Annotated in this window: 16 protein-coding genes and 1 pseudogene; 8 read left to right on the top strand and 9 right to left on the bottom strand. The window is 71.5% G+C overall.

Translation table 11 applies throughout. The features are described 5' to 3' along the window. Positions 1 to 77: 77 nt before the first annotated feature. The 3 genes from AQJ58_RS39560 to mshA are packed head-to-tail and all read left to right on the top strand — an operon-like array spanning position 78 to position 3,671. Positions 78 to 1,460 (top strand): L-serine ammonia-lyase, encoded by a 1,383-nt coding sequence (locus tag AQJ58_RS39560; protein WP_067259413.1) that lies wholly within the window; start codon positions 78 to 80, stop codon positions 1,458 to 1,460. Positions 1,461 to 1,464: 4 nt separating this feature from the next. After that, the gene (gene fdhD / locus AQJ58_RS39555) at positions 1,465 to 2,325 is read left to right on the top strand and encodes a formate dehydrogenase accessory sulfurtransferase FdhD (RefSeq protein ID WP_067259411.1); all 861 of its coding nucleotides are present in this window, start codon (positions 1,465 to 1,467) and stop codon (positions 2,323 to 2,325) included. After that, positions 2,322 to 3,671: a D-inositol-3-phosphate glycosyltransferase gene (mshA, locus tag AQJ58_RS39550; RefSeq protein ID WP_067259409.1), complete on the top strand. Its 1,350-nt coding sequence runs from the start codon at positions 2,322 to 2,324 to the stop codon at positions 3,669 to 3,671. The genes fdhD and mshA overlap by 4 nt, the downstream gene beginning before the upstream one ends. Before the next feature lie 83 nt (positions 3,672 to 3,754). Here the strand turns inward: mshA and AQJ58_RS39545 are convergent, their stop codons facing one another. The 3 genes from AQJ58_RS39545 to AQJ58_RS39535 all read right to left on the bottom strand — a co-directional run bounded on the left by AQJ58_RS39545 (position 3,755) and on the right by AQJ58_RS39535 (position 7,726). Beyond that, positions 3,755 to 4,336, bottom strand: coding sequence for an Rv1733c family protein (locus AQJ58_RS39545; protein ID WP_067259408.1), 582 nt, complete (start codon positions 4,334 to 4,336; stop codon positions 3,755 to 3,757). A 297-nt stretch (positions 4,337 to 4,633) separates the two neighbouring features. Continuing rightward, positions 4,634 to 5,599, bottom strand: a complete 966-nt coding sequence (locus AQJ58_RS39540; RefSeq protein WP_067259406.1) for a glycoside hydrolase family 6 protein — start codon at positions 5,597 to 5,599, stop codon at positions 4,634 to 4,636. 96 nt (positions 5,600 to 5,695) lie between these two features. Next, entirely contained in the window at positions 5,696 to 7,726 is a 2,031-nt protein-coding gene (locus AQJ58_RS39535; RefSeq protein WP_067259404.1) for a glycoside hydrolase, read from the bottom strand. A gap of 400 nt (positions 7,727 to 8,126) precedes the next feature. Here AQJ58_RS39535 and AQJ58_RS39530 point away from each other — a divergent pair, with 400 nt between their 5' ends. Further along, complete coding sequence (locus tag AQJ58_RS39530; protein WP_067259402.1) at positions 8,127 to 9,773, top strand: glycoside hydrolase family 27 protein; 1,647 nt, start codon at positions 8,127 to 8,129, stop codon at positions 9,771 to 9,773. Between the two features lie 229 nt (positions 9,774 to 10,002). Here AQJ58_RS39530 and AQJ58_RS45265 read toward each other — a convergent pair. Next, positions 10,003 to 10,221, bottom strand: a pseudogene (locus tag AQJ58_RS45265) (TetR/AcrR family transcriptional regulator); the annotation flags it as partial. 20 nt (positions 10,222 to 10,241) lie between these two features. Here AQJ58_RS45265 and AQJ58_RS39525 point away from each other — a divergent pair. Beyond that, the gene (locus AQJ58_RS39525; protein ID WP_107122276.1) at positions 10,242 to 10,922 is read left to right on the top strand and encodes an MFS transporter; all 681 of its coding nucleotides are present in this window, start codon (positions 10,242 to 10,244) and stop codon (positions 10,920 to 10,922) included. A gap of 117 nt (positions 10,923 to 11,039) precedes the next feature. On the opposite strand, the gene AQJ58_RS39520 is transcribed toward AQJ58_RS39525, so the two are convergent. Both AQJ58_RS39520 and AQJ58_RS45260 read right to left on the bottom strand, forming a co-directional pair. Continuing rightward, positions 11,040 to 11,381, bottom strand: coding sequence for a hypothetical protein (locus AQJ58_RS39520; protein ID WP_067259401.1), 342 nt, complete (start codon positions 11,379 to 11,381; stop codon positions 11,040 to 11,042). A 38-nt stretch (positions 11,382 to 11,419) separates the two neighbouring features. After that, positions 11,420 to 11,596: an RICIN domain-containing protein gene (locus AQJ58_RS45260; protein WP_107122275.1), complete on the bottom strand. Its 177-nt coding sequence runs from the start codon at positions 11,594 to 11,596 to the stop codon at positions 11,420 to 11,422. 49 nt (positions 11,597 to 11,645) lie between these two features. On the opposite strand from AQJ58_RS45260, the gene AQJ58_RS42175 reads away from it, so the two are divergent. Continuing rightward, on the top strand, positions 11,646 to 12,059 hold the full coding sequence (locus AQJ58_RS42175; RefSeq protein ID WP_234360470.1) for an AfsR/SARP family transcriptional regulator: 414 nt from the start codon (positions 11,646 to 11,648) through the stop codon (positions 12,057 to 12,059). On the opposite strand, the gene AQJ58_RS39515 is transcribed toward AQJ58_RS42175, so the two are convergent. The 3 genes from AQJ58_RS39515 to AQJ58_RS39505 form a co-directional block, all read right to left on the bottom strand. Next, the gene (locus AQJ58_RS39515) at positions 11,950 to 13,125 is read right to left on the bottom strand and encodes a glutathione-independent formaldehyde dehydrogenase (RefSeq protein WP_067259399.1); all 1,176 of its coding nucleotides are present in this window, start codon (positions 13,123 to 13,125) and stop codon (positions 11,950 to 11,952) included. The genes AQJ58_RS42175 and AQJ58_RS39515 overlap by 110 nt on opposite strands. Before the next feature lie 243 nt (positions 13,126 to 13,368). Further along, positions 13,369 to 14,493: a hypothetical protein gene (locus tag AQJ58_RS39510; protein ID WP_199844801.1), complete on the bottom strand. Its 1,125-nt coding sequence runs from the start codon at positions 14,491 to 14,493 to the stop codon at positions 13,369 to 13,371. Positions 14,494 to 14,800: 307 nt separating this feature from the next. Beyond that, positions 14,801 to 16,582: a PucR family transcriptional regulator gene (locus AQJ58_RS39505; protein WP_079079521.1), complete on the bottom strand. Its 1,782-nt coding sequence runs from the start codon at positions 16,580 to 16,582 to the stop codon at positions 14,801 to 14,803. 290 nt (positions 16,583 to 16,872) lie between these two features. Between AQJ58_RS39505 and dnaK the strand changes: the two genes are divergently transcribed. Then, positions 16,873 to 18,774, top strand: coding sequence for a molecular chaperone DnaK (gene dnaK, locus AQJ58_RS39500; RefSeq protein ID WP_067259397.1), 1,902 nt, complete (start codon positions 16,873 to 16,875; stop codon positions 18,772 to 18,774). Positions 18,775 to 18,782: 8 nt separating this feature from the next. Then, a complete protein-coding gene (locus AQJ58_RS39495) occupies positions 18,783 to 19,400 on the top strand; it encodes a nucleotide exchange factor GrpE (RefSeq protein WP_067259395.1) in 618 nt (205 codons plus the stop codon). Position 19,401 lies beyond the last annotated feature (1 nt).

The raw sequence follows: 19,401 nt of genomic DNA, 5'->3' as shown, positions 1-19,401 counted from the left end.
GGCCTGTAACCGACAACGTCCCACGGGGGCATGCCGGTCTCCGCCCGGCATGCCCCTTCGACCTCACGGAGTATGGCGTGGCAATCAGCGTCTTCGACCTGTTCTCCATCGGTATCGGGCCGTCCAGCTCGCACACCGTCGGCCCGATGCGCGCCGCCGGGATGTTCGTCACCCGGCTGAAGCAGGACGGCCTGCTGGCGCAGACCGCGGCGGTCCGGGCGGAGATGTTCGGTTCCCTGGGCGCCACCGGCCACGGCCACGGCACGCCCAAGGCGGTCCTGCTGGGCCTCGAGGGGTACCAGCCGCACACGGTCGACGTCGCACGGGCCGAACTGGACGTGGAGCGGATCCGCGACACCGGGCGCCTCCGCCTCCTCGGCGCGGAGATCGGCCCCGCCCACGCGATCGACTTCGACCCGGCGACCCAGCTCGTGCTGCACCGCCGGCGCTCGCTGCCCTACCACGCCAACGGCATGATCCTCTTCGCGTACGACGCCGAGGGGGCGCCGCTGTCGCAGCGGACGTACTACTCGGTCGGCGGCGGTTTCGTCGTGGACGAGGACGCCGTCGGCGCCGACCGGATCAAGCCCGACGACACCCCCCTGCCCCACCCGTTCCGCACCGGCGACGAACTGCTGCGCCTCACCGAGGAGACCGGTCTGTCGATCTCCGCGCTGATGCTGGAGAACGAGAAGGCCTGGCGCACCGAGGAGGAGATCCGCGCCGGTCTGCTGGAGATCTGGCACGTCATGCGGGCCTGTGTCGCCAAGGGCCTGGGCCGCGAGGGCATCCTCCCGGGCGGTCTGAGGGTCCGTCGGCGGGCCGCCGCCGCGGCCCGGGCGCTGCGCAGCGAGGGCGACCCGGCGGTCCGCGCGATGGAGTGGGTGACGCTCTACGCGATGGCGGTGAACGAGGAGAACGCCGCGGGCGGCCGGGTCGTCACCGCTCCGACCAACGGCGCGGCGGGCATCATCCCGGCCGTCCTGCACTACTTCCTCGACTTCGTGCCGGGCGCCGACGAGGACGGCGTGGTCCGCTTCCTGCTCGCGGCCGGCGCGATCGGCATGCTCTTCAAGGAGAACGCCTCCATCTCCGGCGCCGAGGTCGGCTGCCAGGGCGAGGTCGGCTCCGCCTGCTCGATGGCGGCCGGCGGACTGGCCGAGGTGCTCGGCGGCACCCCGGAACAGGTGGAGAACGCCGCCGAGATCGGCATGGAGCACAACCTCGGCCTCACCTGCGACCCCGTGGGCGGCCTGGTCCAGATCCCCTGCATCGAGCGCAACGGCATGGCCGCGGTCAAGGCGGTCACCGCCGCCCGGATGGCCCTGCGCGGCGACGGGCGGCACCACGTCTCCCTCGACAAGGTCATCAAGACGATGAAGGAGACCGGCGCCGACATGAAGGTCAAGTACAAGGAGACCGCCCGCGGCGGCCTCGCCGTCAACGTCATCGAGTGCTGAGGCCATGGGACGGGTCACCGAGCGACGGCGCGTCCTGCGGATCCGCGACGGGGCGTTGGGCAGGCGCCCGGACACCCTCGTCGCGGAGGAGCCGCTGGAGATCCGTCTGAACGGCAGGCCACTGGCCATCACCATGCGCACGCCCGGCGACGACTTCGCGCTCGCCGCCGGGTTCCTGGTGAGCGAGGGCGTCCTGGGCCGGGCCGAGGAGGTGGCGAACATCGTGTACTGCGCGGGCGCCACCCGGGACGGCTCGAACACGTACAACGTGGTCGACGTACGGCTCGCCCCCGGTGTGCCCCTGCCCGACATCACGCTCGAACGCAACGTCTACACCACCTCGTCCTGCGGTCTGTGCGGGAAGGCGAGCCTGGACGCCGTGCGGACGACGGCGCGTTGGCCGATCGCCGACACACCGCCGCTCCGGGTCGCCCCCGAACTGCTGGCGGTGCTGCCCGACCGGCTGCGGGCGGCCCAGCGGGTGTTCGACCGGACCGGGGGGCTGCACGCGGCCGCACTGTTCTCACCGGAGGGCGACCTGCTGGACCTGCGCGAGGACGTCGGCCGGCACAACGCCGTCGACAAGCTGGTCGGCCGCGCGCTGCGGTCCGGCGGACTGCCGCTCTCCCGGAGCGTGCTGCTGGTGTCCGGCCGGGCGTCCTTCGAACTGGCCCAGAAGGCCGTCATGGCGGGCATCCCGGTGCTCGCGGCCGTCTCGGCACCGTCCTCCCTCGCGGTGGACCTGGCGGCCGAGACCGGTCTGACGCTCGTCGGCTTCCTGCGCGGTGCCTCGATGAACGTGTACACGGGCGAGGAGCGCATCGACCTGCGGGCCCGCGCCGCGGCGGGGGGACGGGACGGATGAGCGGGTACGGCCGTACCCCGGCCGGCGCCGGGGTCGCCCGGCCCCCGTCGTGGCCGCCCGACGGCCGGCACCGCCCCCGCCGGGTCGCCATGCTCAGCGTGCACACCTCGCCCCTGCACCAGCCCGGCACCGGCGACGCCGGCGGGATGAATGTCTACATCGTGGAACTCGCCAGACGGCTCGCCGCGCTCGGCGTCGAGGTGGAGATCTTCACCCGCACCACCTCGGCCGCGCTTCCGCCCCGCGTCGCACTCGCGCCCGGAGTCCTGGTCCGGCACGTGGACGCCGGCCCCTACGAGGGGCTCGCCAAGGACGAACTGCCCGCCCGGCTCTGCGCCTTCGCGCACGGGGTGAGCCAGGCCTGGGCGGGGGAGCGCCCCGGCCACTACGACCTGGTCCACTCCCACTACTGGCTCTCCGGCCACGTCGGCCGGCTCACCGCGGCGCGCTGGGGAGTCCCGCTGGTGCACGCCATGCACACCATGGCCAAGGTCAAGAACGCCGGTCTCGCCGAGGGCGACACCCCCGAACCCGCGGCCCGGGTGGCCGGTGAGGCGGAGGTCGTGCGGGCCGCCGACCGGCTGATAGCGAACACCGCCGAGGAAGCGGGGGAGTTGCACCGCCACTACGGCGCCGACCCCGGCCGGGTCGCCGTCGTGCACCCCGGGGTCGACCTGGAGCGCTTCCGGCCCGACGCCCGCGGGGTCGACGCCGGGCGTGCCGCGGCCCGGTCCCGGCTCGGCCTTCCGCCGGACGCCCTGATCCCGCTGTTCGTGGGCCGTATCCAGCCGTTGAAGGCGCCGGACGTCCTGCTGCACGCGGTGGCGCGGCTGCTGCGGGAGCGGCCGGGCCTGCGGGAGCGGCTCGTGGTGCCGGTGGTGGGCGGCCCCAGCGGCAGCGGTCTGACCCGGCCGGAGGGCCTGCAGAAACTGGCGGCCCGGCTCGGGGTGTCGGACGTCGTGTTGTTCCGGCCGCCGGTCGCCCAGGACCGGCTGGCGGACTGGTACCGGGCGGCGTCCGTGCTGGTCATGCCGTCCCACAGCGAGTCCTTCGGCCTGGTGGCCGTCGAGGCGCAGGCCTGTGGCACCCCGGTGATCGCCGCCGCGGTGGGCGGTCTGCCGGTGGCCGTGCGCGACGGGGTGAGCGGCGTCCTCGTACGGGGGCACGATCCGGCGCACTACGCGCGGGCGCTGTCCGCCTTCGCCGACGACCCGGCCCGCTCCGCCGGGATGGGCGAGGCCGCGGTCCGCCACGCCCGGTCCTTCGGCTGGACCACGACGGCGACGGCCACGGTGGACGTGTACACAGCAGCCCTACGCACGTACCGGCCCCACCGCGTGCCGTGACCCGCGTGCCACGTGCCGCGTGCCGCGTGCCGCGTTCCCTGACCCGTGACGTGCGTCTCCAGACCCACCGGCGAGAGGTCTGGCTAGGCATGCCGGTGGCCCCGGTCGGTGTCGAAATCGGTCCAGGCTCGCTCCCACTGGCGCCTGCGACGCACGTCCAGCGCTTTGCGGGCGGTCCACCAGCCGCCCGTGACGAGCAGGCCGGCGACCGTCGCGGCGGTGGCGCCGAGGGCCGCCCCCTGGGATGCCGCCTGGGTCGGGGTGGGCGGGGTGGGCCGGACGCGGCCCGTGTCGTCGAGCCACACCGTGGTGGGGGAGCCCGCCCCGCTGCCCGACGGCACCTTCGCCTCACCCGTCACGGACGAGCCGTCGGGCCCGGTCCAGCGCACGGCCGCCCGCACCGACACGTCCGTCGTCCCGCGGAAGCGCGTCGGTGTCGTGGGCGCGTCCTCGACGAGGTGCGCGGCGGTGCGGTGCAGGCCCCGCGCCTGGTCGAGAGCGGAGCGCTCGCCGAACCCGGCCATCACCACACCCACCACCGGGACCGTCAGGAGCAGCGTCGCCGCCGCCGCGGCGCCGACCCACGCCTCGGCGATGTCGGAGCGCCGCCGCAGCGGGTTGCGCCGCCAACGCCAGAACCACACCCTGCCCCCGCGTTTCGGCATACGTGCATCCCTCCGTGCGGGCTGTGCCCGACCGTCACCTTCTCACGATGACGCATCGGCGTTCGAGGGTGGCAGAGGCCGAACGGGACGCCCCGTGAGGGCCGTCCGGCCCGGTGCCGGTGCGGCGCGCCGCCGGTGGACCCGGTGCGGCCGGACCGAAGGGCCGACGGGGATCTGGACGTTGCCGACATCATGGCGACGCGGCGCCTGACGGCGGCGGCCGAGTCCGCACGCCCGGGCCGGGCCGCGGCCACCACGGCCTGCGGCCCCGCCCGTGGCCGCGTCATCACCCCCGGATCAGTAGCCGTAGATCATCTTGTAGGCGGCCTCCGGCAGGAACTGGCCGGCCGAGGAGCCGCTTCCCACGCCGCAATTGCCGTCGGACTCGCCCGGGACCTTGATCCACAAGAGCATCTCGGCGCCTCCGCCCAGCTGGGTGGGGGTGCCGATACGGCGGCCGGAGGGATTGCACCACTGGCCGTTGGAGCCGTTGCCATTGCGGCTGGTGTCCACGACGAACGGCTTGGTGTAGCCGTACCGTGCGGAGAGTTCCCTGTTGACGGCGTTTCCGTAGGCGGTGTTCTCGGCCGTGGTCAGGTAGTTGGAGACGTTGAGCGAGAATCCGTGGGCCTGCCGGAGGCCGGCTTCGTGAAGGCGCTGGGCCATGGTCGCCGCGCTCGCCCAGGCCGGGTTGCCGGAGTCGAGGTAGACCCAGGTGTTGGGGGCCTGGCGGTTGAACGCGGCGATCGCTCCGCTCAGCATGCCCCGGCGCTCGTCGATCTGGGCCTGGCTCATGCAGCCGTAGTCCCCGAGGGAGTCCGGTTCGAGGACGACGACGGCCGGGCGGCCGGCGATCCCACCCGCGAACTGATTGATCCAGTTCGCGTAGGCGGACGGCGAGGAGGCTCCGCCCGCAGAGTGCCCGCCGCAGTAGTCGCGGTTGTAGATGTTGTAGGCGACGAGGACGGGCAGCTTGTCCCGGGCGTCCGCGGCGCCCACGTACGCGCCGGTGGCGGTGCCGATGGCGCCGCTCCAGGAGCCGAACCAACGGGCCGTCGGCGTGTTGGCGATGGAGGCGTTGATCGCGGACGCCCGGCCGTCGCCGGGGTTGGCGGCGACCCACCGCTTGGCGCTGGAATCGGGGTCCACGTAGAACCCGCTGGTCATGGTCGTCGGGTCGGCCGCGTGGGCGGACGGGGCGGCGGCGAGCGCCAACGGCAGCGAGGAGAGCGCTGCCGCCAGGGCGAGGAGTCTACGGCGCATGACGGGTACCTCGGCTTTCTGACAGGGGTGCGTCCGAAGGTCGGCGGCGAGCGGGGGAAGTGCTCCCGTCGGAAGCGCTTCCCGCGGCACGGTCGGTCAGCAGGTCGAGTTGGTCTGGGTCAGGAGGCCGAGCCGCCACGGCAGGAGGTTGTACTCGCCGCCCGCGTTGGGGTTCAGGCCCTGGTAGAGGTACTGGAGCCGGCAGGCGGGAATGGTGAGTGTCTGGTCGTAGCCGGCACGGATCATCTCGCCGTGACTGATGTCCCGGCTCCAGGCGCCCGAGGGGAAGGAGACGTTGTTCGCCCGGGCGAAGGGGGTGCCCTCGGACGCGGCCAGGGGCGTCCAGGAACCGGCGAGGCCGCCCGAGGTCCAGGAGCGGAAGTAGCGTCGGCCGTCCGTTCCGATGGCCTCGACGAGCAGCAGGTACTGGTTGCCGCCCTGCACCTTGTACACGTTGCTCGCCTCGAACAGGGCGTTCCTGTTGGCGTCCTGGGCGGCGATGACGGTGTTGGTGAAGCCGTTCGGGAACTGGCCGACCCCGGTCCGGGAGCGGTACAGGTGTCCGTTGTCGTCGGAGGAGAACAGGTAGCAGTCGGCGCTGTCGCAGATCACCCACATGTCGACCCAGTTGCCGTTGCCGATGTTGCGCCGGATGATGTCGGGCATCGAGGGGTAGAAGTTGCGCGGCGCGCTCCACCCGTTCGGATTGCTGATGTCGGGGTTGGTGGAGTACGAGGCGTTTCCGGTCTGGTAGACGAGGTACCACAGGCGTTGCGGCGCGAAGTAGAACACCTGCGGTGCGGCCCGGTAACCGGTTCCGACGGCGGTGCGGTCCAGGTAGTGGTGCGTGGCCGAGCCGGCCTGGGACCAGTCACTGAAGTTCAGGTACACCAGGCCGTAGCCGGAGCGACTGGCGACGCTCGCGAACACGTGGTACTTGCCGTTGTACTGGACGACCGTCGGGTCCTTGATCCCGGCGATGTTGTGCGCCGCGTCCGGCTTCGGCGCGATCAGTGTGCCGCTGGAGCTCCATGAGTAACGACTGGGCAGCGCGGCGGCGTCGACGGCACCGCGCGAGACGGCCGGCGTGCCAGGGGTGGCGGCGGGCGTGCCGCCCAGCGTCGTCAGGATCGCGTTGTACGCGGCCTTCTTGCCGCCATTGCGGTCGAACGGCAGCGGGTTCTCCGAGGCCCGCCAGGAGTCGCTGTCGCGGATGCCCCAGACCGTGATGCCGTTGCAGCGCGCGACGTTCATACAGGCCCTGACCGTGTTCGCGTACGCGGTCGGCGACGCCTGCGCGATGTCCAGCTCGGTGATCTGGACGTCCACGCCGAGGGCGGCGAAGTTCGCCAGCGTGCTCTGGAAACTGGCGGGCGGGCCGCCGGTGCCGAAGTGTGCCTGGAAGCCGACGCAGTCGATGGGCACGCCGCGCGCCTTGAAGTCGCGCACCATGCGGTAGACGCCCTGGGTCTTCGCGTCGCTCCAGTTCTCGATGCTGTAGTCGTTGTAGCAGAGCTTGGCCGCCGGGTCGGCGGAGCGCGCGGTGCGGAAGGCCTGCTCGATGAAGCCGTCGCCCAGCAGGTTCTGGAACACCGAGGGGCGGTGCTGGCCGCTGCCGCCGTCGGCGAAGGCTTCGTTGACCACGTCCCAGGAGTGGATCCGGCCCTTGTAGTGGTTCATCAGGGTGGTGATGTGGTTGTTCATCACGCTGCGCAGCGTGTTGGCGTCCCTGATGGAGCCGACCCAGCCCGGCAGTTGGGAGTGCCATACCAGGGTGTGGCCGCGTACGCGCTGCCCGTGGGACGCCGCCCGGTTGGCGATCTGGTCACCAGGGCCGAAGTTGAACGAGCCGCGGGACGGCTCGGTCGTCTGCCACTTCATCTCGTTCTCGGGCGTGACCGAGTTGAACTCCCGGTCCAGGATCCTGGTGTACGTGCCGTCGCCGAGCCTTCCGGCGGCCACGGCCGCTCCGAAGTACCGTCCGGACTGGGCCGCTTGGGCCCCCAGGGTGGAGGCTCTGACGGCGTCGGGTGCGCCGGCCGCGACCCCGGGCGTCACCAGGACGGTCGCGGCCAGCAGGCCTAAGAGCGAGGCTCGGCGACGGCCGAGCCGCTTCAGCGGGTTCATGGTTCTCCTCGTACGGGCGGGTGCGGCACGCGAACTGCGACACGGTGCGCTGATGATCAGTACATGACATGCCGAATCACTGATGCACTGTTCGTGATCTCGAACCATGCTCGACTTGCTGGGCATCTGGATGATTGGGGAGTCCTGAAGTGTCGTCAATACCTCACGCATGATTCGAATTGCATCTCGAAACATTCGAACCGGGAGGGCGGCGAGGCCCTGTGGTTCGGTGCAGGCTGAGGCGCATATGGCGCGTTGTCGGCCTGCCGGGAGGGTTTGACGGTCCATTTCCCCGAGGGGTGTTGACATGCTCGATCGCCTCTCTGATTATCCGTGGCACCCTGAATTTCCGAACGGGGACCGAAACTTCCAACGCGCCCTTCGGTCAAAGGAGCCCCTGGTGCCCACACGACCTGGCGGACGACTGCTCCGCCTTCTCGCGGCCGCCGCACTCTCGGTCGCCGCGTCGGTGACGGCCTCCGCCCACTCCACCGCCGCGGCTGCGCCCGGCAGTCCGGCGCTCACTCCACCGTTGGGCTGGAACAGCTGGAACAGCTTCGGGTGCGGGATCACCGAGGCCCAGGTCCGCCAGGCCGCCGACGCGATGGTGTCCTCGGGCATGCGCGACGCCGGCTACCGGTATGTGGTGGTCGACGACTGCTGGTTCGCCCCGCAGCGCGACGCGGCCGGCAACCTGCGGGGCGATCCGGCCAAGTTCCCGAGCGGGATGAAGGCGCTGGGTGACTACATCCACGGCAAGGGTCTGAAGTTCGGGATCTACGAGGTGCCGGGCGACCGCACCTGCGCGCAGACGAGCGGCGCCCATCCCGGGTCGACGGGCAGCAAGGGACACGAGGTCCAGGACGCCACCACGTTCGCCTCGTGGGGCGTCGACTACCTGAAGTACGACTGGTGTTCCTCCAGCGGCACCCGGGACGAGCAGGTCGCCAGGTTCACGCTGATGCGCGACGCCCTGCGCGCCACCGGGCGGCCGATCGTCTACAGCATCAACCCCAACAGCTTCCACGCCATCACCGGGGCCACCTACAACTGGGGCGAGGTCGCCGACCTGTGGCGCACCACCGAGGACCTGCTCGACATCTGGCAGAACGGCAACACCAACAGCTACCCGATGGGCGTCGGCAACGTCCTGGACATCACCGCGCCGCTGGCGGCGCAGTCCGGCCCCGGACACTGGAACGACCCCGACATGCTGGTCGTCGGCCGCCCCGGCCTGTCACTGACCGAGTCCCGCTCCCACTTCGCCCTGTGGGCGCTGATGGGCGCCCCGCTCATGGCCGGCAACGACATCCGCACCATGTCCGCCGACGTGAGCGCGATCCTGCGCAACCCGCGTCTGCTGGCGGTGAACCAGGACGCGCTGGGCGCGGGCGGGCGCAGGGTGCGTGACGACGGCAGCACCGAGGTGTTCGCCAAACCCCTGTCGGACGGCTCGGTCGCGGTGGGCCTGTTCAACCGCGGAGGGGGCACCGCGACCGTCACCACGACGGCCGCGCAGGTCGGCCTGTCCGGCGGCTCGTTCACCCTCACCGACCTGTGGACCGGCGGTACGTCGAGCACGTCCGGGCAGATCTCGGCGAGCGTCCCCGCGCACGGGGCCGCCGTGTTCCGGGTCAGCGGGGGCAGCCCGCTGGCCGCCACCACCTCGCGTCTGCGCGGCACCGCGTCAGGCCGCTGCCTGGACGTCGACAACGCCTCCACGGCGGCCGGGGCCACGGCCCTGATCCGGGACTGCCACACCGCCGCCGACCAGCTGTGGACCACGTGGGCCGGCGGCGAGATCCGCGTCTTCGGCGACAAGTGCCTGGACGCCTACGACCAGGGCACCACCAACGGCACCCGGGTCATCACCTGGGCCTGCAACGGCCAGGACAACCAGAAGTGGACCGTCGGCTCCGACGGAACGATCCGCAACGTCCACGCCGGGCTCTGCCTCGACGTCAACGGTGCCGGCACCGCGAACGGGACCCCGCTGGTCCTGTGGACGTGCAACGGCCAGGCGAGCCAGAAGTGGAATCGCGCGTGACGACGGCACCGCACGGGGGCGCGGCGTAGGCGACGACAGCAGCGCCGTCGCAGGCGCCCCCGGGGTCACGACAACGGCTGGGCCCGAGCCGGCCGGGTGACTCGGCTGGGCCCGAGCCGGCGGGGTGACCGGGTCGCCTGCCGGGTGACTCGGCTGGGCCCGAGCGGGCCGAGTGACCGGCCCACCGGCCGGGTGACCGGCTCGCCTGCCGCGAGGCCGGCCCAGCCCCTCACCGCGGTGTTCTGGACGCTCCGCGCCCGGGGCGACCTCGGGCCATGGCCAGCACGGCGGAGATCAGGGCCCGCAGACAGACCCTCTCGGCCTCCTCGTCCGGCAGGGAGAGGTGCCGCATCGTCAGCCCGTCGAAGCCCGCGAGGAAGAACCTCGCGATCGTCTCGGCGGGCTGGGCGAGCTCGTGCCCGGCGCGCTCGGCGGCCTCGCTGATCAGGTCTCGCCGCCTGGCCCCTGGTGCGCCGGCTCCCGGACGGGCCCGCGGCGCAGGGTGCCGCCTCCGCCGGTACGGGAGGCACCACCGGTGTCAGGCCGACGGCGGTCCTGCTCCTGGGGACCGCGCTCCTGTGGACCGTCACCCAGGGCGCGTGGTCGTACGCCTCGGTCCTGGGCCGTCAGCACACCGGGATGTCGCCCTCGGCCGTATCGGCCGTCCTCGCGGTCTCGAGCGTCGTGGCGCTCGTCGGCGCGGTGGTGGGTCCGGTGGCGGCGCGGCGCTTCGGGCGCCTGCGGTCCATGGCCGCCTTCGTCATGGCACAGGCCCTCGCGATGGCGGGCCTGATCCTCACCCACGACCCGGTGCTCTTCACCGTGGCGGCCGTCCTCCGGCAGGCCTGCCAACTGGCCGTCCTGGTGCAGATGCTGGCCGCCGCGGCGCTCATCGACCCGACCGGACGCCTGGTCGCCTCCCTCAGCGGCGCCGGCGCCCTGGGCACCGGCACCGGGCCCCTGGCCGTCGGCGCCGTGCTCGACACCGCAGGGGCCGGGGTGCTCGGCCTCGTCCTGGCGCTCGGCACCCTCGTCGCCTCGCTGCCCCTGCTCCGGATGACGGTGTCCGAACCTTCACCGTCGCCCCAACCCCTTGTCCGCTCAGGTGGAACAAGTGGAAGCGGGGGTGACGCGGCAGCCGCTTCGTGACCGGCCGTCCAGGGCGGCGAACAGGCTGTCGTGCCGTGCCGGACGGAGGAACAGGGCCCGCCACTCGCACACCGTCTCACGCGAGTAACCGGGCCCCTGCCGTCTCGCCCGGCGGACTCAGAAATCGTGCTGAGCGGGAAGGTCTGCTCGCACCAGCCGGACTCGCTCGGCTGGTATGCGGGAGGGGAGATGGACGAAGCCGTTGCCGTTGTCGAGGAGCAACCCCTCGTCGATGCCGTCCACGGACCAGAGATCGACCGGCCCACCGGTGTTGTTGATCCGAAGGAAGAACCGTACTTCTTCCTCACCCCGACAGACGAAGACCCCTTCCACCTCTGGCTGGCGGCTGCCGGCGATTCCCCGGGCGGCGCCCATGCGGGCCCAGTCCAGGCCATGCCGGGCGATCGACCGCCGGTTGAGCACGGACGAGAGGTGGAAGAGGTTCGACGCATCAGGCACGGCAGGAGTACAGGAAGCCGCGAGGAGACGAGACCGGGTCAGACCGGCAGGTGGAACTGCTGGTCGGCCGTACCGGTGCAGGACCGGATCTGCAGCCGGGCGTTGTCGGCGGTGGACATCTCGGTGACGTCCAGACACGTGCCCGAGGCCGGGGTCGACGCGGTGTGGGGGACCGAAGCGCCGGCCTCCGCGCGCGGCATCCTGCGTACCTGCATTCACCGGCTCCGGAAGGTGCTGGAGCCCGCCGGGGACACGTCGTCGTCCATGATCCGTGCCGCGGGGGACGGCTATCAGCTCACTTCGCCGGGCGAGCTGGATCTGAGCGTCTTCCGGGAGCTGTTCGCCCGGGCCGAGCGGGCGCGGGGGGCGGGAGACGCACAAGGCGCGGCGACGTGCCTGGGTGATGCGCTGGCTCTGTGGCGGGGGGCGGCGTTGGCCGGTATCCGGGGCGAGTACGCGGACAGCCAGCGGCAGCGGCTGAACGAGTCGTCCGGGGGACGGGCAGATCGCCGCCCGTCCCCCGGACCGGTCCAGGGGAGGCAGGGGGGGCACGGCGGCCCCGGGTCTCCTACCGCTTGTGGCCGTTGCCGTGTCCGTTCGGATGCAGGACCACCTTGGTCCAGCCCTCGTCACGGGCGTCGAAGTGCTCGTAGGCCGTGGGGGCCTCGTCCAGGCTGAGCTCGTGGGAGACGACGAAGCTCGGCTTGGCCCTCCCGCCGGCGATCAGGTCCCGCAGGGCCCGGTTGTACTTCTTCACCGGCGCCTGCCCGGTGCCCATGCGCTGGCCCTTGAACCACATCATGCCGAAGTCGATCGGCACCTTCCCCTGGGCTTCCAGCTCGTCCTGCGCCTCTGCGCCGCCGGGGTCCTGGGGCAGGAACACGCCCACCACGCCGATGTCGCCCGTGAACCTGACCGAGTCGATCAGGCCGTTGAGCGTGAGTTTGGCGTCCTCACGCCCCTCGGCATCGTGTGCCTGGTAGCCGACGCATTCGCAGCCGTTGTCGGCGCCCAGGCCGAGGGTGGCCTCCTTGACGACCTCCGCCGGGTCCTGCTCGGCGGTGTTGACCGGGATGGCCCCGAGCTCCTCCGCCTTGCGCAGCCGGTCGGGCTGGTGGTCGGCCACCCAGACACGGCCGGCGCCTTTGAGCAGGGCGGAGTACGTCGCCATCAGCCCGACCGGACCGGCCCCGAAGACGATCGTCTGGTCGCCCGGCTTGACGTGGGCCATCTCGGTGGCGTGATAGCCGGTGGGGAAGATGTCGGCGAGCATCACGTAGTCGGTCTGCCGCTCGGCGGCGTCCTCGCCGAGGCGCAGCGCGTTGAAGTCGCCGTAGGGCACGCGCAGCAGCTCTGCCTGGCCGCCCTGGTAAGGGCCCATGTCGGCGAATCCGTAGGCGGCTCCCGCGAGGGCGGGTTCCGGCTGCATGGTCAGACAGTAGTTGGTCAGCCCCTGCTCGCACTGCTTGCAGAAGCCGCAGGCGATGTTGAAGGGCAGGACCACGTACTCGCCGACCTGGACCTTGCGCACGGCCGAGCCGACCTCCACGACCTGGCCCAGGTTCTCGTGTCCCAGGGTGCGGCCGGACTCGAACGAGGTGCGGCCCTCGTACATGTGCAGGTCGGAACCGCAGATGTTGGTGGTGGTGATCTTGACGATGATGTCGCAGGGGTGCTCGATCTTCGCGTCAGGTACGTCCTTCACTGTGACCGTTCGCGGTCCTTCGTATACCGCGGCTTTCATGGTGACTTCCCTTGGTGTCGCGAGCATGGCCGTGATGGAAGAGGCGCAAGGAGCCGGACTCTCGGAAGTTCTGTGACGGCGTCCTGGGCTCCGGCACGCCTTTGCGGGCCGTTCACCTGGATCAGGTGGAACGGTCGTCTCGCCGCCGGTCCCCGCCGGGCGGCGCTTCGGCGCTCCGGTGCTTCGGCGCTCCCACGGCGTTTTGTCCGGGTCCCCCTCGGTCCCCGACGCGAAACCCACCCGCTAGTCGCCGTGGTCGTCCTGCAACAGCACGCTGCGACGCTCCTGCTCGCGCTTGGAGTAGGCGGCTGCCCGGATCGCCTCGTCGCTCTCCAGGCCCGATCCCAGAGCGCCGCCCACCGTGGCGACCGAAGCGACGAACCAGGCCAGCGTCCAGTATTCGGTGGCGTTCAGCGGGGTTCGTGTCGTGGAGGCGAACACCTGGCGGTTGAGGATGAACAGCGCCCACACCAGGTTGATGACGACCAAGCCCACGTAACAGACGATCACCCCGATACCCACGGTCACGACCGTGGAGGCGTTGTACAGAGCCGTCCGCTTCCTCGCCTCGGGCGAAACCTGATCCGTTCGATGCCACAGGTCCGCGTCCACGATCAGCCAGCCGATCATGAGAGCGACGGACCCGACGGTGGCGATCACCAGCCTTGGCGTGCTCAGGTAGGCGGCCAGGTTCCAGATGGTGGAGTTCACGGTGGCGACTGCTCCCGTGGCGAGTGCGGCGGCCAGGGCTTTCGACAAGCCCGGCACCAAGCGCCACGGCCGGTTGGCGCGGACCATGCCGAGGAGCACCCTCACATAACCGCGCGGCCCACTGACGACGTACCGCAGATCGGCGATCTCCTCCTCACCGACCCGGCCCTCACGCACGGGCGTGAGACGACCGATGAAGGGCCCCCCGAGCGGCTGACTTCCCGGATGCCCCTCAGCCCCCGTGGCCAGCGGGCCCACCAGACTGAGCACGGCTTCTTCCACGGCCTGCCGGGCCCTCGTCTGGAGCCGGAACCCCCCGAGCGAGGGAAGAGACAGCAGCGCCAAGCCGTGTTCGTGACTCAGGTCCACCACGAGCTTGCGCCCCTGTGAGTGCAGCGGAAGGTCGGTGAGGGCCACGACGATGTCCCAGTCCCCGTCACCACCGCGGTCCATGATCCGGTGCATCAAGGTGGCCGGGTCCTCGGCCCCTGCGGTGAAGGGCTCACTCACCACGTCGACGTCGAATCGTCGTCCCCGGCCCGACCTGGCGGCGAGCCGATCAGGAAGCGTCCGGGCCATGCGCTGCGCGATATCCGTCGGCGCATCCGGATCCGCCAGAAGAGCCACGACCGTACGGTCCTGTGACGACACCCGCATGGCTCCCTCTGGTTGTCCGCCCCCGCGATCGCGAGTGCTCACAGGATGCCCCGAGGTGACACCGACGCCGCGTGACACGCTGGCCCCTGCCGGCAGGTGCAGGCGTACGGTCGGATCCCAGGTGGGCAGGGCCTTGGTGGGCAGGGCCCAGGTGGGCAGCGGCCCGCTGACGGCGCCTGTCGCGCGGTTCCCGGCGCGATCGGCCGGGTCGACCGGCATCCCATCGGCCGGACCCCTGATCCAGCCCGCCACCTACACGCGGATGCCCGACGTGGTGCGCAGGCTCGCGATCGTTCCGGCCGAGGCATCAGCCCGGTCCGCCCAGCACGATCTTCCACACCCGGGTCGCCACCTGGAGGTTCAGACGGTCCTCGACGTCCGCGAGGTCGTGGCCGCTGATGTCGCGGATGCGCTGGAGCCGGTAGCGCAGCGTGCTGCGGTGGATCGTGAGGGAGTCGGCGGTCTCGTCGTAGTTGCCGCCGCAGTCGAAGTACCGGGAGAGGGTCTCGACCATGGTCGCGTGGTGCCGGGAGTCGTAGTCGATGAGCTGCCCGAGCCATTCCTGGACGAACGTCTGCAGTTCCTCGTGACCGCTGCCGGGCCCCAGGATGCGGTAGAGACCGAGCTCGTCGAAGAACGAGGTGCCGTAGCGCTCGAGGGAGTGGCGGCGCACGTCCAGGGCGCGCTGCGCCTCCTCGTAGTGGTGGGGGATGTCGTCCACGGAGTCGCAAGGGGCGCTCACCCCGATCGTCCCTGACCGTGTCCCGTTCTCCCGGGCGAGCGCCTCGTACAACGCGCGCGCGTGCGGCCTGTCGCCGGCGATGAGGACGACGTGGTCGGAGCGGCGGGTCAGCAACGAGCGCATGCCCACCGCGGCGGCCACCCGACCCACGGTCTGCGCGAAGGAATCGTCCGCGGTCCGGTTCGACCACTGCACCACGACGATGTAGTGGCTGCCGTGCAGGTCGTGTCCGACTGCCTCGGACCGGGCGTAGGCGCTCGGCTCGTCCGTCCCTGCCAGGAGGTCGTCGGCCAGCTCGCGGCGCAGCCTGAGCTCCACCTCGGCCAGATTGCGCAGGTGCGTCAGCTCCAGGGCGAGCGAGGTGGCGGCGTGTCCGAGCGCGAGGACGGTGTGCTCGTCGGCCTCGTCGCGGGCGTCGACCAGCGCCAGCACGCCCAGGATCTCGCCGTGCGGGCGGATCAGGGTGATCAGCCGGTCCCTGATCCGCACCGGCCCGGCCTGACGGGCGACGGCGTGCAGGGTTTCGTCGTGGTACGCGGGGTCCGGTTCGGGATAGGGGACGGGGCGGCCGGGGCCGGTCCAGCACCTCAGCCGACCGAAACGGTCCTCGACCAGCGCGGGAAGTCCGGTGAGCCCGTACAGCGCGCGGGTGACGGCTTCCTCGCCGCCACCCGAGGCGGCGACGTCGGCCATGAGAGCGTGGACGGCTCGCTCGTAGCCCAGCTCGGCCACCGCGGAGATCAGTTGCCGTTGGAGGGCTGTGCGTTCCTCCCTCAGCCGGTGCAGCTCCCGCGCGTCCTCGCGTCGGCGGCGGTGTGCGAAGGCGACCGACATCGCGGCAGCGGTGTGCCGGACGAGCATCGCGAGCAGGGATCGCTCGGCCCGGGTGGGCCGGGAGCGGGACGTGACCACGAGGTAGCCGTGGAGTCCCTCAGGTCCGCGTAGCGCCAGTGCCCGGCCCCAGGGTCGGCCGGGCACGGTCACCTTGCCGTCCTCCCCGGCCAGCTCCCACACCCTGCGGCCCAGGGCCGAGGCATGTGTTCGCCCGTTCCTCGGGCTGGGGACCAGGTCGCCGCCCACCTTGAGGTATCCGGCCTCGGCGCTGTACGGGCCCCTGGCGCCTATGTGATCCATGGCCAGGCGCAGGATCTCGTCTTCGTCCGGAGCGTCGAACTGGGCGCGGGAGAGCACGACCAGTTCGTGGAGGGCGGAGGCGGCTGCGGTGGGAGCGGGCAGCCGGGACCGCCCGGGCGCGGCCGTGGGGCGCCGCCGGGCGCTGCCCTCCGGAAGGCCGCCCTTCCGGTCGGAGTAGCGGTGGTACAGGCTGGGCGCCCGACTGCCGATCATGGGATCACTCCTTCTTCGGAGGCGAGCGGCTTTTCGCGTACCCGTTTCCGGGGCGCCGTACCCGAGGCGTGGCTCCCCGGGTCGGCCCACGGAGACGCGGGGGTTCCTTCTCTCGTCCTCGTGGGGCGACCGGACCCCGGCATTCCTGACCCGTCAGGCGCAGGCGTGGAGCGATCCGGTTCGTCACCCTGGGGTAGTCCAGACCTTCCGTGCGCACAGGTGGGGTGACAGGGGGGTCCCACCTGCGATCCGGAGAGTCGACGCAGGCGCCGCACCCGGAGGAGTTCCTCATGGCCAAGGCAGTGGGCATCGACCTGGGCACCACCAACTCGGTGATCGCCGTGTGGGAGGGCGGCGAGCCGTCCGTCGTGCCCAACAGCGAGGGCAACCGCACGACACCGTCCGTGGTGGCCTTCACCGACACCGGGGAGCGTCTGGTGGGCCAGCTGGCCCGACGCCAGGCGATCCTCAACCCGAAGGGCACGATCTACTCGGCCAAGCGGTTCATCGGCCGGCACTTCGACGAGATCTCCGACGAGGCCAGGGCGGTGGCGTACGACGTCGTCGAGGGCGAGGGCGGGGCGGCCCGCTTCAAGGTGCGCGACAAGCTGTACGCGCCTGAGGAGATCAGCGCACAGGTGCTGCGCAAACTCGCCGACGACGCGTCCAAGCAGCTGGGGGAGCGGGTCACGGAGGCGGTCATCACCGTGCCCGCCTACTTCAACGACGCTCAGCGCACCGCCACCAAGGACGCCGGACGGATCGCCGGACTGGAGGTGTTGCGGATCATCAACGAGCCGACGGCGGCCGCCCTCGCGTACGGCATGGACAAGAAGGAGCACGAGACCGTCCTCGTCTTCGACCTGGGCGGCGGCACCTTCGACGTGAGCATCCTCGACGTCGGCGACGGCGTGGTGGAGGTGCGCTCCACCGCCGGAGACAGCCACCTGGGCGGCGACGACTTCGACCGGCGCCTGGTGGACCACCTCGCGGACGACTTCCAGAAGGAGAACGGCATCGACCTGCGCAAGGACCCGCAGGCGCTGCAACGGCTGTTCGAGGCGGCGGAGAAGGCCAAGACCGAGCTCAGTTCGGTGACGCAGACGCAGATCAGCCTGCCGTTCATCACCGCCGACGCCTCGGGCCCCAAGCACCTCACCGACTCGGTCATGCGGTCCACTTTCGAGCAGATCACCGGCGACCTGGTGGAGCGTTGCCTGGGACCGGTGCAGCAGGCGATGGCCGATGCGAAGGTCGGCGAGAGCGACATCGACGAGGTCATCCTCGTCGGCGGTTCCACGCGCATCCCCGCCGTCCAGACCCTGGTCCGCCGGCTGACCGGCGGCAAGGAACCCAACATGAGCGTCAACCCCGACGAGGTCGTGGCCCTGGGCGCCGCGATCCAGGCCGGGGTGCTCAAGGGCGAGGTCAAGGACGTCCTGCTGCTCGATGTCACACCCTTGTCGCTGGGCGTGGAGACGCGCGGCGGAGTGATGACGAAGATCATCGAGCGGAACACCACCATTCCGGTGCGCCGCAGCGAGACCTTCTCCACCGCCGAGGACAACCAGCCGGCCGTCGACGTGGTGGTCCTCCAGGGCGAGCGCGAGCGGGCCGCCGACAACCGGGTGCTGGGCCGGTTCCAGCTCACCGACATCCGGTCGGCGCCGCGGGGCGAACCGCAGATCGAGGTCACCTTCGACATCGACGCCAACGGCATCCTGAACGTCAAGGCCCGCGACCGGGACACCGGCAAGGAACAGGGCATCACCATCAGCGAGAGCTCCAACCTGGACCGTGGTGAGGTCGAACGCATGGTCCAGGAGGCCGAGCGCAACCAGGGCCAGGACCAGGCACTCCGCGAGGCCGTCGACGCCCGCAACGAACTCGACGCCGTCGCGTACCAGGTCGAGAAGCGCCTTGGCGAACTGGGCGACGCAGCCCCGGCGCACGAGAAGGCACGCGCCGACATGCTCGTGTCCGACGCGAGGGCGGCGGTCAAGGAAGAGGCGGGCGTGGCGCGCGTGCGGCCTCTGACCTCCGAACTCCAGCAGGTGCTCGCAGGACTGACGGCTCATCAGGGAGCCGGCGCGGCAGGCGGCGGTCCCGGCCAGGACGCCGCCACCGACGGTCCCACGGGTGACGGTGGCGGTGACGACGATGTCATCGACGCCGAGTTCGACAAGGGCTGAGGCGCGCCATGCCCACCCACCCCCAGGAACCCGACCGGGCCGCGTCGGACCCAGGCGCACAGGTCCCGGAAGGCGCCGGACCCGGTCCTCGCGGGGATCTGCCCCCACCGGGCCCACCCCGGTCCGGAGCGGCGAACGGCGAACCCGGCGAACCCGGACCCGACGCCGCCGGCCCCGCGCCTGCCGAGGAGGCGTACACGACCGCGATCCAGGAACTGGAGGACCGCTGGCGGCGCGCGCTCGCCGACCTCGACAACCTGCGCAAGCGTCACGCGAGGGAACGTGAGCGCGAACGGGCGGTCGAGCGGTCCCGCACGGCGGCCGCCTTCCTGCCCGTCCTCGACAACCTCGAACTCGCCCTGACCCACGCCGGCGCCGATCCGGGTGCGATCGTGGAGGGCGTCCGGGCCGTACGCGACCAGGCGGTGAACGTCCTCGAACTGCTCGGCTACCCGCGGCACGCGGAGACCGGCGTCGCCTTCGACCCGGCCCGGCACGAGGTGGTCGGTGTCGTCCAGGACCCCGACGCCCCGCCGGGCACCGTCGTCGAGGTGCTGCGCCCCGGCTACGGGGACGGCGAACGGCAGCTCAGGCCCGCCGCCGTGACGGTCGCGAAGCGGGAGTGAC

This window comes from Streptomyces sp. DSM 15324, assembly GCF_001514285.1.
GTDB lineage: Bacteria > Actinomycetota > Actinomycetes > Streptomycetales > Streptomycetaceae > Streptomyces.
Note: the sequence above shows the minus strand (reverse complement) of the source record. Positions and strands in the feature narration are given on the sequence as shown.

Excerpts from the sequence above, each read along its gene's own strand:
- mshA (WP_067259409.1), top strand. The coding sequence starts at position 2,322 with ATGAGCGGGTACGGCCGTACCCCGGCCGGCGCCGGGGTCGCCCGGCCC.
- dnaK (WP_067259397.1), top strand. The coding sequence starts at position 16,873 with ATGGCCAAGGCAGTGGGCATCGACCTGGGCACCACCAACTCGGTGATC.
- AQJ58_RS39540 (WP_067259406.1), bottom strand. The coding sequence starts at position 5,599 with ATGCGCCGTAGACTCCTCGCCCTGGCGGCAGCGCTCTCCTCGCTGCCG.
- AQJ58_RS39535 (WP_067259404.1), bottom strand. The coding sequence starts at position 7,726 with ATGAACCCGCTGAAGCGGCTCGGCCGTCGCCGAGCCTCGCTCTTAGGC.
- AQJ58_RS39545 (WP_067259408.1), bottom strand. The coding sequence starts at position 4,336 with ATGCCGAAACGCGGGGGCAGGGTGTGGTTCTGGCGTTGGCGGCGCAAC.
- fdhD (WP_067259411.1), top strand. The coding sequence starts at position 1,465 with ATGGGACGGGTCACCGAGCGACGGCGCGTCCTGCGGATCCGCGACGGG.
- AQJ58_RS39505 (WP_079079521.1), bottom strand. The coding sequence starts at position 16,582 with ATGATCGGCAGTCGGGCGCCCAGCCTGTACCACCGCTACTCCGACCGG.
- AQJ58_RS39510 (WP_199844801.1), bottom strand. The coding sequence starts at position 14,493 with ATGCGGGTGTCGTCACAGGACCGTACGGTCGTGGCTCTTCTGGCGGAT.
- AQJ58_RS39495 (WP_067259395.1), top strand. The coding sequence starts at position 18,783 with ATGCCCACCCACCCCCAGGAACCCGACCGGGCCGCGTCGGACCCAGGC.
- AQJ58_RS45260 (WP_107122275.1), bottom strand. The coding sequence starts at position 11,596 with ATGCAGGTACGCAGGATGCCGCGCGCGGAGGCCGGCGCTTCGGTCCCC.
- AQJ58_RS42175 (WP_234360470.1), top strand. The coding sequence starts at position 11,646 with ATGATCCGTGCCGCGGGGGACGGCTATCAGCTCACTTCGCCGGGCGAG.
- AQJ58_RS39515 (WP_067259399.1), bottom strand. The coding sequence starts at position 13,125 with ATGAAAGCCGCGGTATACGAAGGACCGCGAACGGTCACAGTGAAGGAC.